This is a genomic window from Streptomyces flaveolus, from assembly GCF_044765825.1.
GTDB classification, from domain to species: domain Bacteria; phylum Actinomycetota; class Actinomycetes; order Streptomycetales; family Streptomycetaceae; genus Streptomyces; species Streptomyces flaveolus.
On the sequence record NZ_JBIWKU010000001.1, the window covers coordinates 1,098,711 to 1,112,436 of the forward strand.

Annotated in this window: 10 protein-coding genes; 8 read left to right on the plus strand and 2 right to left on the minus strand. The window is 73.9% G+C overall.

What is annotated here, in order from left to right; all coding sequences use genetic code 11:
- Positions 1-81 precede the first annotated feature (81 nt).
- From ACIRG6_RS04905 to ACIRG6_RS04925, 5 genes are all read left to right on the plus strand, one after another.
- Positions 82-2,346 carry a bifunctional glycosyltransferase/CDP-glycerol:glycerophosphate glycerophosphotransferase gene (locus ACIRG6_RS04905; protein ID WP_403320720.1) on the plus strand — a complete coding sequence of 755 codons (2,265 nt, stop codon included), beginning with the start codon at positions 82-84 and terminating at the stop codon, positions 2,344-2,346.
- A 157-nt stretch (positions 2,347-2,503) separates the two neighbouring features.
- Positions 2,504-4,711, plus strand: coding sequence for a bifunctional glycosyltransferase family 2 protein/CDP-glycerol:glycerophosphate glycerophosphotransferase (locus ACIRG6_RS04910; protein WP_403320722.1), 2,208 nt, complete (start codon positions 2,504-2,506; stop codon positions 4,709-4,711).
- A gap of 6 nt (positions 4,712-4,717) precedes the next feature.
- The gene (locus tag ACIRG6_RS04915; protein WP_365022758.1) at positions 4,718-6,967 is read left to right on the plus strand and encodes a bifunctional glycosyltransferase/CDP-glycerol:glycerophosphate glycerophosphotransferase; all 2,250 of its coding nucleotides are present in this window, start codon (positions 4,718-4,720) and stop codon (positions 6,965-6,967) included.
- Positions 6,964-8,241: a hypothetical protein gene (locus tag ACIRG6_RS04920; RefSeq protein WP_364674996.1), complete on the plus strand. Its 1,278-nt coding sequence runs from the start codon at positions 6,964-6,966 to the stop codon at positions 8,239-8,241. Before ACIRG6_RS04915 ends, ACIRG6_RS04920 begins: the two co-directional genes overlap by 4 nt.
- Before the next feature lie 98 nt (positions 8,242-8,339).
- A complete protein-coding gene (locus ACIRG6_RS04925; protein ID WP_403320726.1) occupies positions 8,340-9,896 on the plus strand; it encodes a hypothetical protein in 1,557 nt (518 codons plus the stop codon).
- Between the two features lie 15 nt (positions 9,897-9,911).
- On the opposite strand, the gene ACIRG6_RS04930 is transcribed toward ACIRG6_RS04925, so the two are convergent.
- Positions 9,912-10,325 carry an organic hydroperoxide resistance protein gene (locus ACIRG6_RS04930; protein WP_189231054.1) on the minus strand — a complete coding sequence of 138 codons (414 nt, stop codon included), beginning with the start codon at positions 10,323-10,325 and terminating at the stop codon, positions 9,912-9,914.
- A gap of 102 nt (positions 10,326-10,427) precedes the next feature.
- Between ACIRG6_RS04930 and ACIRG6_RS04935 the strand changes: the two genes are divergently transcribed.
- Complete coding sequence (locus ACIRG6_RS04935; protein WP_381691150.1) at positions 10,428-10,910, plus strand: MarR family winged helix-turn-helix transcriptional regulator; 483 nt, start codon at positions 10,428-10,430, stop codon at positions 10,908-10,910.
- A 269-nt stretch (positions 10,911-11,179) separates the two neighbouring features.
- On the opposite strand, the gene ACIRG6_RS04940 is transcribed toward ACIRG6_RS04935, so the two are convergent.
- On the minus strand, positions 11,180-11,821 hold the full coding sequence (locus tag ACIRG6_RS04940; protein WP_364675006.1) for a TetR/AcrR family transcriptional regulator: 642 nt from the start codon (positions 11,819-11,821) through the stop codon (positions 11,180-11,182).
- Between the two features lie 173 nt (positions 11,822-11,994).
- Between ACIRG6_RS04940 and ACIRG6_RS04945 the strand changes: the two genes are divergently transcribed.
- Both ACIRG6_RS04945 and ACIRG6_RS04950 read left to right on the plus strand, forming a co-directional pair.
- On the plus strand, positions 11,995-12,927 hold the full coding sequence (locus tag ACIRG6_RS04945) for an ABC transporter permease (RefSeq protein ID WP_364675009.1): 933 nt from the start codon (positions 11,995-11,997) through the stop codon (positions 12,925-12,927).
- Positions 12,920-13,723 (plus strand): ABC transporter ATP-binding protein, encoded by an 804-nt coding sequence (locus ACIRG6_RS04950; protein ID WP_318213083.1) that lies wholly within the window; start codon positions 12,920-12,922, stop codon positions 13,721-13,723. Before ACIRG6_RS04945 ends, ACIRG6_RS04950 begins: the two co-directional genes overlap by 8 nt.
- Positions 13,724-13,726 lie beyond the last annotated feature (3 nt).

Below are 13,726 nucleotides of genomic sequence, written 5' to 3' on the forward strand. Positions count from 1 at the left end.
CGAATGCCGCGACGACCGTAACCAAGGCGCCCTCTGGGCCGTTCCCGGGCCGAACGCCCGCGCCGACCCATGGATGTCCCCGTGCCCCGGTTCAGTGTCATCGTCCCCGCCTACCAGGTTCAGGCGTATCTGCACGAGTGCCTGGATTCGGTGCTGTCCCAGTCCTGCCCGGATCTCGAACTGATCGTGGTCGACGACTGCTCGCCGGACGCCTGCGGCGAGATCGCCGACGAGTTCGCGGAGCGCGACGCGCGGGTGCGGCCCGTGCACCTGCCCCGCAACGAGGGCCTGGGCCCGGCCCGCAACGCCGGGATGGAGCGGGCGACCGGTGACTACCTGGTCTTCCTCGACGGCGACGACACCCTCGCCCCGGACGCGCTGCGGAGCATCGCCGACCGGATCAAGGAGACCGGCGAGACGGACGTCCTGGTCTACGACTACGCCCGCACCTACTGGACCGGCGAGACGGTCCGCAACCGGGCCGCGGCGCACCTCACCGAGCAGGGCCCGGCACCGTTCCGGCTGACCGACCGGCCGGGGCTCATGAAGCTGCTGATGGTGGCCTGGAACAAGGCCGTACGGCGGGAGTTCGCCGAGCGCGAGGGCTTCGTCTTCCCGCCCGGCCACTACGAGGACACCCCGTGGTCCTACCCGGTGCTGATGGCCGCGGAGTCCCTCGCCACGCTGGACCGGGTCTGCGTTCACTACCGGCAGCGCCGGCGGGGCAGCATCCTGGGCACCCCGAGCGAACGCCACCTCGACGTCTTCGCCCAGTACGACCGGGTCTTCGCGTACGTCGAGTCCGACCCGGAGCTGGCCCGCTGGCGGCCGGTGCTGTTCCGCCGCATGGCCGACCACCTGGCGACGGTGTTCACCCGTCCCGACCGCCTCCCGCGCTCCCTGCGCGCCGAGTTCATGCGCCGGGCCCGCGTCCACTGCCGCCGCTACCGCGTCCCCGGCGCCCCCGTCCCGCCGGCCGTCCGGCTGCGCCACGCCCTGCTCCGCCTGGGCCTGCGCCGCACCTACGAGGCCCTGCGGCTGGTGTCGGCCCTGCGCCGCCGGACGCTGAAGGGCTGCGCCAAGCTGCTCGGGACGGCACGCACGGCCGCCCTGCGGCTGCACTACCGGATCCAGCGCCGCCTCCCCCTGCGTGCCGACCGCGCCGTCTTCGCCGACGGCGGCGGCCGGGGGTACGGCGGCGACCCGGCCGCGCTGGAGGAGGCGTTCCGCACCTTCGCGCCGCACGTCCGCACCGCGTGGGCCGCCGACCCCGCGCACCACCACACGGTCCCGCCCGGCACCCGCCGGCTCACCCCGGACACGGCCGCGTACTGGACGGCGCTGGCCCGCTCCCGGTACCTGGTGCACCACACCGGTCTCGACGCGGGCCTGGTCAAGCGCCGGGGTCAGGTGGTGGTCCGGACGCAGGCCGGGACACCCCTCGCGTACACGGGCCTGGACCTCCAGGAGCGCCCGGCCGCCGCCCGCGGCACCGACTTCGCCCGGCTCCTGGACACCGTGGACTCCTGGGACCACCTGGTCTCCGCGAACCGCCACTCCACCCTGACCTTCGAGCGCGTGTACCCGGGCCGCTACACCACGCTGGAGTACGGCCGGCCGCGCACCGACGTGCTCCAGCGGGCGACGGCGGCGGACGTGGCCCGGCTGCGCGAGACGCTCGGCATCCCCGAGGGCACCGTCGCGCTGCTGTACGCGCCCACGTACCGCGACTACCGCCGCACCCAGCGCGCGGGCCTCGACCTGGAGCGCCTCGTCACCCGTCTCGGCCCGCACTTCATGGTGCTGGCCCGCGCCCACCCCCGGCACGGCGGCCCGCTGACCACCGCCCGGCACGACCGGATCGTCGACGTCACCGGCCATCCGAGCGTGGAGGCGCTGTGCCTCGCCTCGGACGCGCTGATCACCGACTGCTCGACACTGATGTTCGACTACGCGGGCCTGGACCGGCCGATCGTGCTCCACGCCGACGAACCGGAGGCCTTCGAAGCGGCCCTCGGCACCTATGTGGACCTCCGCTCCTTCCCGCCGGGCGCGGTGGCGAGCGACGAGGACGAGCTGATCGGCGTCTTCGCCGGCGGCCACTGGTGCGGCCCGCGGTCCGCCCAGCTCAGGGCCGCTTTCCGGGAGCGGTTCTGCCCGTACGACGACGGCCGCGTCGCCGAGCGCGTCGTCCGCCGCGTCGTGCTGGGGGAGACGGACCTCCCCCCGGTGGTGCCGCTCGCCGAACGGCACCCCGCCCCCTCCGCCGCCGCGGCCCTCTCCCGGCCCCCGCTCGCCACCGTGCCGCAACCCGCCGGGCCGCGCACCGTCACCGACAGCCTCTGATCGCCGTTTGTCCACTGGGAGTTCGCATGCCCCGCAGCTCGTCGCGGCCCACTCCGACCCGGCCGCCCACCTGGCGGCCGACCGGACGGCCGGGCCGCCAGGCGGCCCGAGCGACGGGGGTCTCCCGTCGGACCAGGACAACGAGAGAAAGAGCAGTATGCCCCGCTTCAGCATCATCGTCCCGTCCCATGGGGTCGCAGGGCGGCTGTCCCAGGCCCTGGACTCGGTCCTCGCCCAGTCCTTCGGCGACTTCGAGCTGATCCCCGTCTGCGACGCCCCGGACTGCGCCGCGGCGGACATCGCCGCCGACCGCGCCGCGCGGGACTCCCGGGTGGCGCCCGTGCACTCGCCGCCGTCGGGGGGCCCGGCCGGTGCGCGCAACACCGGGGCGCGGGCGGCGACCGGCGCCTATCTGCTGTTCCTCGACGGCGACGACGTCCTGGTGCCGGGCGCGCTGGCGGCGCTGGACGCGCGGCTGGCGGAGACCGGCGGCGCCGACGTGCTGTACTTCGAGCACGAGCGCGTCCCCTGGTGGGAGGGCGAGCCGGCCAACCCGGCCGCCCCGCTGCTGGCGAAGACACCGGACGGGGCCTTCTCGCCCGGCCGCGCCCCGCACCTGACCGGCGTGCAGCTGCCCGCGTGGAGCGCCGTCTACCGCCGCGCCTTCCTCGCCGAGCGGCGGCTGGAGTTCCCCGCCGGGCACTACACGGACATCGGCTTCGCCACCCGGGCCGCGACGGACGCCGACCGCATGACGGTGCTGCGCGCCATCGTCGTACGGCACCTGGTGCGGCGCCAGGGCAGCCGGCTGAACCAGCCCGGCGAGCACCATGCCGAGCTGCTGGACCAGGCCGAGCTGGCGCTGGCGTACGCCGCCGGGCGGGGGCTGCCGGCCGAGCGGCGCGGGCCGCTGTTCGAGCAGCTCTTCGCCCTGATCCTGAAGACGGCCGCCCACCCGAGGCGGCTGACCCGGGGGCGTCGCGCCTTCTTCCGCCGGGCGAGCCGCCTGTACCGGCGCCACCGTCCCGCCGGTTTCCGCGCGCCGGGCGGCCGGCTCGGCGTGCAGCACCGGCTGCTGGCGTCCGGGTCGTACACGGCGTTCCGCACCCTGCGGGCCGCCAACCGCGCGGCGGCCGGGATCCTCGGCCGGCTGCCCCGCCCGCAGGGGCTGCGGACCCGCCTGCGCTATCGGCGCCGGCTGCGCGCTCCGCTGGACCCCAACCTCGTCGTGTACTGCGCGTACTGGGGCCGCGGCTACGCCTGCAACCCGGCCGCGATCCACGCCAAGGCCCGCGAACTCGCCCCGCACCTGCGCGGGGTGTTCCTGGTCGAGCCCGACCAGGCGCACACCGTGCCGGAGGGCGTCGAGCACGCCGTCATCGGCAGCCGGCGCTACTGGGAGGTGCTGGCCCGGGCCACGTACCTGGTGAACAACGCCAACTTCGCCGAGGGTGTCGTCAAGCGCCCCGGCAGCGTGCACCTGCAGACGCAGCACGGCACCCCGCTGAAGACGATGGGCGTGGACCAGTCGACGTACCCGGTGGTGGCGGCGGCCAGCGGCAGCTTCGCCAAGCTGCTGGGCCGCGTGGACCGCTGGGACTACAACCTGTCCTCCAACCGCCACTCCACCCAGATGTGGGAGCGCGCCTTCCCCGGCTCGTACGAGCACCTGGAGTACGGCTATCCGCGCAACGACGTCTACTACACGGCGACCGCCGACGACGTCGCCCGCATCCGGCGCGAACTGGGCGTACCGGAGGGGAGGACGGCCGTCCTGTACGCGCCCACGCACCGCGACCACGAGACCGGGTTCGGCGCGGGCGGCCTGGATCTGGAGGCGTTCTGCGAGGCGGCCGGCGAGGACGTGGTGGTGCTGCTGCGCGCCCACTACTTCTACGACCGGGGCGGCCGGAGGGAGGGCAGCGGCCGGATCATCGACGTCACCGGGCACCGCTCCTCGGAGGACGTGTGCCTGGCCGCCGACGCGCTGGTCACCGACTACTCGTCGATCATGTTCGACTACGCCAACCTCGACCGGCCGATCGTCGTGTACGCCGACGACTGGGACGTGTACCGGGAGACCCGCGGCGTCTACTTCGACCTGACCGCGGCCCCGCCCGGCCCGGTGGCGCACACCCCCGAGGAGCTGGCCCGCGTCTTCCGCGACGGCTCGTACGCGGGCGCCGAGTCGGCGGCGCTGCGGGCGGCGTTCCGGGAGCGGTTCTGCGAGTTCGACGACGGCCGGGCCGCCGAGCGCGTGGTGCGCCGGGTACTGCTCGGCGAGCCGCCGGAGGCGATCGCGCCCGTGACCCCGCTCGCGCAGCGCGTCCCGGCCCCCGCCGCCGCCACCCTCGTAAGGAGCTGACCCGCAGTGCCCCGCTTCAGCGTCATCATCCCCTGCTTCAAGGTGCAGGGCTTCCTGCGCGAGTGCCTCGACTCGGTCCTGGACCAGTCCTACCGGGACATCGAGGTGATCGCCGTGAACGACTGCTCGCCGGACGGCTGCGGCGCGATCCTCGACGAGTACGCGGCCCGCGACGACCGGCTGCGCGTGCTGCACCTGGAGGAGAACGTCGGCCTCGGCCGGGCCCGCAACGCCGGGATGCCGCACGCCACCGGCGACTACCTGTTCTTCCTGGACAGCGACGACACCCTCACCCCGGGCGCCCTGCGGGCGATGGCCGACCGGCTCGCGGAGGCGGACGACCCGGACGTCCTGGTCTTCGACTACGCGCGCACCTACTGGTGGGGCGGCACCCGGCGCAACGTCCTCGCCCGGGTCCTCGCGGAGGCCGGCAGCGGCACCTTCACGGCCGCCGAGCACCCGGAGATCCTCGAGCTGCTGATGGTGGTGTGGAACAAGGTCTACCGGCGCGACTTCACCGAGCGGGAGGGCTTCACCTTCCCGCCGGGCTACTACGAGGACACGCCCTGGACGTTCCCGGTGATGTTCAGCGCCGGGCGGATCGCCGCGCTGGACCGCATCTGCCTGAACTACCGGCAGCGGCGCAGCGGCAACATCCTGTCCACCACCAGCCGCAAGCACTTCGACATCCACGAGCAGTACGAGCGGGTCTTCGCGTTCGTCGACGCCCGGCCCGAGCTGGCCGGCTGGCGGCCGTTCCTGCACGCCAAGATGGGCGAACACTGCCTGGACATCCTGTCCAAGCCGGACCGGCTGCCCCCCTCCGACAAGGCCGAGTTCTTCCGTCGCACCGCCGAGATGTTCCGCGCCCACCGGCCGGAGGGTGCCCCGGTCCCGCCCGGGCTGCGGGTGCTGGAGCGGGGCTACACGGCGTACCGGCTGCGGCGGCAGTCCGGGCGGGCGGCCCGGGAACTGGTGCGGCGGACGCGGCAGGCGGGCGGCGCGGCCGCCGGGCGCCTGGGCCGGGTCCGCTCCGCGGTGAACACCCGCCGCCCCCTGGACCCGCACCTCGCCGTGTACTCGGCGTTCTCCCACCGGGGCGTCCTCGGCGACCCCGCGGCGGTCTACCACAAGGCCCGCGAGATCGCGCCGCACCTGCGCGGAGTGTGGGTGGTGCGCGACGAGGAGGACGCCAGGCTGCTGCCGCCGGGCACGGAGCACGTGCTCCTGGGCAGCTCGGCCTACCGCCGGGTGACCGAGCGGGCCACGTACTTCGTCAACAACGTCAACTGGCCCGGCTCGCTGGCCAAGCGCCCCGGCAGCGTCCACATCCACACCCACCAGGGCACCCCGCTCAAGTTCATGGGCGCCGACCTGCTGGACAAGCCGGGTGCCCGGCACGGCCTGGACGTGCCGCAGATGCTGCGCCGCGCCGACCGCTGGGACTACAGCCTGGTCGCCAACCGGCACTCGGAGCTGGTGTGGGAGCGGGCGTACCCGTGCCACTTCACGTCCGTGCGGACCGGCAGTCCGCGCAACGACGTCCTGGTCGGCGCCGGTCCCGAGCACGGCCGCCGGGTGCGCGAACGGCTCGGTGTGCCCGAGGGCCACACGGTGGTGCTGTACGCGCCGACCCGCCGCGACTACCGGCGGGGCGGGCACGTCGACCGGATCGACCTGGCCCGCCTCGCCGCCGACCTCGGCGAGGACCACACCCTGGTGGTCCGGCTGCATCCCTCGCTCGCCACCGGGCACGCCCGCGGCATGGGCCTGTCCGAGCTGCACCGGCGGGGCGTGGTCGTCGACGCGACGGACGAACCGCACGTCGAGGACGTGATGCTCGCCTCCGACCTGCTGATCACCGACTACTCCGCCCTGATGTTCGACTACGCGCTCCTGGACCGGCCGATCGTCGTCCACGCCGACGACTGGGGTGCCTACGCGGCGAGCCGCGGCGCCTACTTCGACATCACCGCGGACGCGCCGGGCCATGTGGCGCGCTCCTACCGGGAGCTGGCGTGGCTGCTGGAGTCGGGGGCGTGGCGGGACGAGGAGTCGGCGCGGCTGCGGTCCGCGTTCCGGGCGCGGTTCGGCGAGTACGACGACGGGCGGGCCGCCGAGCGGGTCGTGCGGACGCTGATGCTGGGAGAGGTGATGCCGGCACCGGCTCCCGCGGTCACCGTCCCCGCGGCCCGTACCGTCCCCGCGGCCCGTGCCGTCCCCGCCGACGACCGCGACCTGCTGACCTCCTCGTGAGGCCGCGCACCTGGGTACTGGCCCTGGCCGCGGTGTTCGCCGTGCTCCAGCTCGCGAACGTCACCGGCCGGGACACGCCCGACACCAAGAACTACCTGGCGTACGCCCTGAGCCTGTCCGGCGAGAGCAAGCGCGGGGCGGCGGCGGCCACCATCGACTACGTGTGCGCGAGCCAGGCGTCGGTGGCCCGCCGCGACCAGGGCGTGCACGTGGTCCGCTTCCACCGCCCCGACCCCACCGACCGGGTCGTGGCGGACTGCCGGGAGCGGGAGTGGGGGCAGGTGGAGCCGCGGCTGGCGGCCGGGCAGACCGGCGGGCACACCGTGCCGTACATGCCGGAGCGCTTCATGCGGATCTTCGAGGTGCGGCCCGGCTATCCGGTGTTCCTGGTCCCGTTCGTCACCACGCTGGGGGTGACGTGGGGGCTGTGGGCGGCGGGCGTGGTCATCGCGTGCGCGGGCGGCGTCCTCGCCTTCCTGATCCTGCGGGCGCTGTCCGTGCCGCTGCCGCTCGCGCTGACCGGGCAGGCCCTGTACTACGTGCTGCCGAGCGGCACGACCGCCGTGCGCCCGATGACCGAGGGGCTGCTGATGGCGCTGACGCTGGCGGTGGTGTGGGGCTGTGCACTGGTGCTGCGGGCGGGGCGCGAGCGGGCGGGTCTCGCCCTGGTCGCCGGGTCGCTGCTCGCGCTGTTCGCCGTCAAGCACTCCCAGGCGCTGTTCCTGGGGGTGTGTCTGGCGGCGGCCGGCGCCGCCATCGCGCTGCGGCGGCGCCGACGGGGCCGGCCCCCGGGCCGGGACGTGCTGGCGCTCGCGGCCGTCGGCCTGGCCGGGGCGCTGGTCACGATGACGCTGGCCCGGCTGCTGCACTACCCGTCCGAGTCCGACAGCCTCCAGGACCTGCTCACCGGCCACTTCGCGCGGCCGGACCGGGAGGATCCGTGGCCGGAGTTCTGGCAGTTGCAGGGCAACTTCTGGGTGGAGTGGCTGCGCCGGCAGGCGTGGGAGCCGCTGTTCGTCGCGGCCCTGGGCGCCGGGGCGTGGGGCGCGTTGCGGCGGGGGCGCGCGGTCGGCGTCTTCGTGGTCGCGGCGGCGTTCACCGGCGTCCTCACCCAGGCCGCGCACCCGGACATCAACATCTGGGGCGAGCGGCTGATCGTGCTGGCCTGGCTGCTGCCGGTGGTGGGCGTCCCGCTGCTGCTGGAGCCGGTGCTGCGGGGCCGGGTGGCCCTGCCCGCGCAGGGACACGCCGACCGGGAGCGGGCGGTCAGCTGAACCCGGCGCTCACCCGTTGAGGTGAAGTGACGTCAAGCCGTTGACGTCGGCGGGAACATACGGCAAATGCCCCGGATGTCCCCCTTTCCCGTCCTCCAGTGAGCGCCGGCGCCCTCGCCCGGCGGACCGTGCGCGGCGCGACGGCGCTGCGCGGCGGCCGCTCCTGGCGCCCCACCCCGTTCCAGGCCGCCGGCTTCCTGTTCTTCCTGGTGATGTCGCTGGCGTACTGGCGGGTGCCGCTGTGCTGCGACGCCGGCCAGCACGCGGCGGTGGTGGAACGCCTGAAGGCCGACCTCCTCCGTCCGCGTCACCCGATGGCCGACCTGCCGGGCACGGGCAGCGCCTACTACTCGCCGTACGCGGTGGCGCAGGGCCTGTTCGCCCGGTTCGCGGGGCTGGGCGGCTGGGAGGTGGTGCGGCTCGCCGGACCGCTGAACCTGGTGGTGCTGCTGACCGGACTGGGCCGCTTCGTGCGGGTACTGAGCCCGCGGCCGTGGGCGCCCGTGCTGGCGCTGGGCGCGATGACGCTGCTGTGGGGCACCGACCGGGCCTGGTGGAGCGGCTACCTGGGGCTGATGTCGATGACCGGCAACCTCGGCTATCCGTCGGCGTTCGCGATCGGCCTCACCTTCTGGGCCTGGGCGCTGACGGGAACGCTGGCCCGCGACGCGCGCCGGGTGCGGTACGTGGGGCCCAGCGGGCTGCGCGGCTTCGGCGGCTACGCGGGACTGGGCGTCCTGTACGGGCTGATCCTGCTGGTGCACCCGATCACGGCGGTGGCGGCGGCACTGGGCGGCGTCGCGCTGGTGGCCGGGTGGCAGCGGGGCCGGCACGGCGCGGTCATCGGGCGGTGGGCGCTGACGGGGGCGGTGGCGCTGCTGTCGGCGGCCTGCTGGCCGTACTTCGACGTCTTCGCGCTGGCCGGTGACGACAGCGTGGACGGCATGCACCGGGTCCTGTACCTGGACCTGCCCGGGGAGTTCTGGCTGGCACTGCTCGGGCTGCCGGCGCTGTGGCTGCGCGGACGCCGCTCGGCGCGGGATCCGCTGGTGCTGATGTTCGCGCTGGACTGCGCGGTGGTGGCCTACGGCTGGCTGAGCGGCCACTACACCTACGGCCGGATTCTCGGGCTCACGCTGGTGCCGCTGCAGTTCGCGGCGGCGATCGAGCTGGCGGCTCCCCGGCCGTGGGGGCGGTGGCGGCGGCTGCTCGGCACGGTGGTGGCCGCGGGGGCCCTGCTGGGGTTCCTCACGGTCCAGGCGGGGGCGGTGGTGCCGCGCCCGCTGGACCCGGTCGGCTTCGAGCAGCCGCCCGACTGGCCGACCTACGCGTGGGCGGCCCGGCACATCGGGCCCGGCGAGGTCGTGATCACCGATGGCTACCACGCCGCGCACGCCATCGCCGGGTACGGGCCGAACCTCGCGGCGCCCGCCTGGCCGGACCCGTCGCTGGACGAGCGGGAGCGCAGGCGGCGCGTGGCCGATGTGAAGGCGTATCTCGCCCCCGGCTCGACCCGCGCCGTGCGCGCCGCCGTCGTGCGCCGCTACCACGTCCGCTGGTTGCTGCTGACGCGCTGGCACCCGGTGCCCGAGGAGGCGGTGGTGATGGCGTGGAGCGAGCGGACGGGGGAGGTGCTGGCGCGGGTCGGGGGATGACCCGGGCTCCGGTGCCTACTCGATGACGAGCTCGACCTCGATGTTGCCGCGGGTGGCGTTGGAGTAGGGGCAGACCTGGTGGGCCTGCTCGACCAGCTTGCGGCCGGTCTCCTCGTCCACGCCCTCGGGCAGCTCGACGCGGAGGGTGACGGCGAGCCCGAAGCCCTGGCCCTGCTTGCCGATGCCGACCTCGGCGGTCACCGCGGCGTCGCTGACGTCGACCTTGGCCTGCCGGCCGACGAGGCCGAGGGCGCTGCCGAAGCAGGCGGCGTACCCGGCGGCGAACAGCTGCTCCGGGTTGGTGCCCTGCCCGTCGCCGCCCATCTCGACGGGGGCGCTGAGGGCGAGGTCCAGCTTGCCGTCGGAGCTGACGGCGCGGCCGTCACGGCCGTGGGTGGCGGTGGCGGCGGCGGTGTAGAGCGCGTCCATGGAAATCCCGTCCCTCTGAGAGCTGAAGCGTTCCGACGACTGAAGTAGAGCACACAATTAAGTTGTGCACAACTTACTGGCCTCCAAAGCTACCCTGGACCCATGACCACGCCACCGCCCCCGCCCCCGCCCGCGACGGACTGGCTCCGCCTCGACCAGCAGATCTGCTTCTCCCTGAACGCGGCCTCGCGCGCCTTCGGCGGCGTGTACCGGGTGCTGCTCAAGGAGCTGGGGCTCACGTATCCGCAGTACCTGGTGATGCTGGTGCTGTGGGAGCACGGCGAGCTGCCGGTCAAGAAGCTCGGCGAACATCTGCGGCTGGACTCGGGCACGCTGTCACCCCTGCTCAAGCGGCTGGAGGCGGCCGGCCTGGTCCACCGGGAGCGCAGCGCGCGGGACGAGCGGTCGGTGCGGGTGCGGCTGACGGAGGAGGGCGTCGCGCTGCGCGAGCGGGCCGCCGAGGTGCCACGCCGGATCGCCGCGGCGACCGGCCTGGACCTCACGGAGATCCAGGACCTGCGCTCCCGCCTCGACCGCCTGACGACGGCATTGGACACGTACGCCCCGGAAGCAGCCACAAACTGACCCTGCCCCGGCAACCTCAGCAGTGCTCACCCGCCGTAGCTGCGGGCACTCGGGCCTCCCCCAGCGCCTGAACGGCCCAGGAGGTATCCCCAGGGACAGCACGGGTGGGCGGTGGGGCCCCCTCTCATGGGGGTCCCCCCGCGCGAGCGCAGCCGAGCGTGGGGGAGAAGCCGAGAGCGGGGGGAGGCACCCCGCGACGCCGGGCTGCGGACCCACCCGTCCCCAACGCCCCCGCCGAGGTCAGACGCCCCGGGGGCAGACGCGCCGCCTCACAACGCCTTGAGCCCCTCCGCCGTGGCCCGCGCCAACGCCCCCAGATACCCCTTGGGCAACTTCCCGCCCCGCACGACCACCGACCGCCAGTACAGCGGCCCCGAGATCAGATCCAGCGCCAGATCCGCGTCGACCCCCGCACCCAGCTCCCCCCGCTCCACCGCCGCCGCCAGAATCTTGCTGGCGACCCCGTCCTGCCCCTCCCGCACCGTCTTCTGCAACGCCTCCGCGATGTCCGGATTGCGCGCCGCCTCCGCCTGGAGGTCCGGAATGACCTGCGAGGCCACCGGATGCCGCAGGGCACGGGACGTCACCTCGTACAGCAGCCGCAGATCCCCCTCCAGGGACCCGGTCTCCGGCGCGGGCAGCCCCTGCACCGCGAGCGCCGACACGATGTCGAGCACCAGGTGCAGCTTGGAGCGCCAGCGCCGGTACACCGCCGTCTTGCCGACCCCCGCACGGCGCGCGATCCCCTCGATGGACATCCGCGCGTAGCCGACCGCCGCGAGCTCCTCGAAGACGGCCGCCCGGATGGCCTCCGTCACGTCCTCGCGCAGCACGGCCGCCCCGGCGGGGGCCCGGCGCGGGCGCGGCTGCGGCTCGTCGGCGACGGCGTCGGCATCGGCGTTGGTCGTCATACGAGCCAAGCATAGGGGCGTCACGACGAAACGGTTGCGTTCCGACGCCACCCGGGCCTACGCTCACGTCACGACGATACGGTGCCGTCCCGACGTAAGCGAACGGTCGGCGTCCCACCGGGAAACACCGGGAGTCGCCTCCGTCACCCCTCCCCCGAGCGAAAGCAGCGGATGTGAGCCAGGTCCTCGACACACCGCCTCCGACACCGGCCGGCCCGGCCGCCCCCACCGCACCCCACGACCTCGCGGCCCTCGCCGCCCGCCACGGTCTGTCGGTCAGCGGCGCCCGGCCCTCCCTGCCCGAGTACGTCCGCCAGTTGTGGGCGCGCCGGCATTTCATCGGCGCCTTCGCCACCGCCAAGCTCACGGCCCAGTACAGCCAGGCCAAGCTGGGCCAGCTGTGGCAGGTGATGACGCCGTTGCTGAACGCGGCGGTGTACTACTTCATCTTCGGCGTGCTGATGAACACCAAGCGCGGCGTGGAGGACTACGTCCCGTTCCTGGTCACGGGCGTGTTCGTGTGGACGTTCACGCAGAGCTCGCTCATGGCGGGCACCCGGGCCATCTCCGGCAACCTCGGCCTGGTGCGGGCCCTGCACTTCCCGCGGGCCTCGCTGCCGGTCTCCTTCTGCCTCCAGCAGCTCCAGCAGCTGCTGTTCTCGATGGCCGCCCTGGCCGTCATCCTGCTCGCCTTCGGCGTGCCGCCCGGCGTCTCCTGGGTGCTCACGGTGCCGGTCCTCGTGCTCCAGTTCGTGTTCAACGCGGGGGTGTCGCTGGTCATGGCCCGGCTGGGCGCCAAGTTCCCCGACATCGCCCAGCTGATGCCGTTCCTGCTGCGCACCTGGATGTACGGCTCGGGCGTGATGTTCAGCATCGACCACATGACCGGCCCGGACAGCGGCCTGCCGTCCTGGGTCGGCACGGCGCTCCAGCTCAACCCCGCCGTCGTCTACATCGACCTGATGCGCTTCGCCCTGATCGACAGCTTCGACGGGAGCCACCTGCCGCCCCACGTCTGGGCGCTCGCGGTGGGCTGGGCAGTGGTCGCCGGGATCGGCGGCTTCATCTACTTCTGGAAGGCCGAGGAGACCTACGGTCGTGGCTGACAACACCGGCACCCCCCAGCGGACGGACGAGCGCGTCCCCACCGTCGTCGCCGACGGCGTCGACATCGTCTACCGGGTCAACGGCACCGGCGCCGGACGGGGCTCCGCGACGGCCGCCCTCAACCGCATCGTGCGGCGCGGCAAGGCCGAGAAGGCCGCGGGCGTGCGCCGGGTGCACGCGGTGAAGAACGTGTCCTTCGTGGCGTACCGCGGCGAGGCGATCGGGCTCATCGGCACCAACGGCTCCGGCAAGTCCACCCTGCTCAAGGCGGTCGCGGGCCTCCTCCCCGTGGAGAACGGCCGCATCTTCACGGACGGCCAGCCCTCCCTGCTCGGTGTCAACGCGGCCCTGATGAACGACCTCACCGGCGAGCGCAACGTGTACCTCGGCGGCTTGGCGATGGGCATGACCCGTCCCCAGATCAAGGAGCGGTACCAGGAAATCGTCGACTTCTCCGGCATCAACGACAAGGGCGACTTCATCACCCTGCCGATGCGCACCTACTCCTCCGGCATGGCGGCCCGGCTGCGCTTCTCCATCGCCGCCGCCAAGGACCACGACGTCCTCCTCGTCGACGAGGCCCTCGCCACCGGCGACCGCTCCTTCCAGAAGCGCTCCGAGGAACGCATCCGCGAGCTGCGCAAGCACGCCGGCACGGTGTTCCTGGTCAGCCACAGCAACAAGTCGATCCGCGACACCTGTGACCGGGTGCTGTGGCTGGAACGGGGCGAGCTGCGCCTGGACGGGCCGACGGACGAGGTGCTGAAGGAGTACGAGAAGTTCACCGCCCGCTAGGGC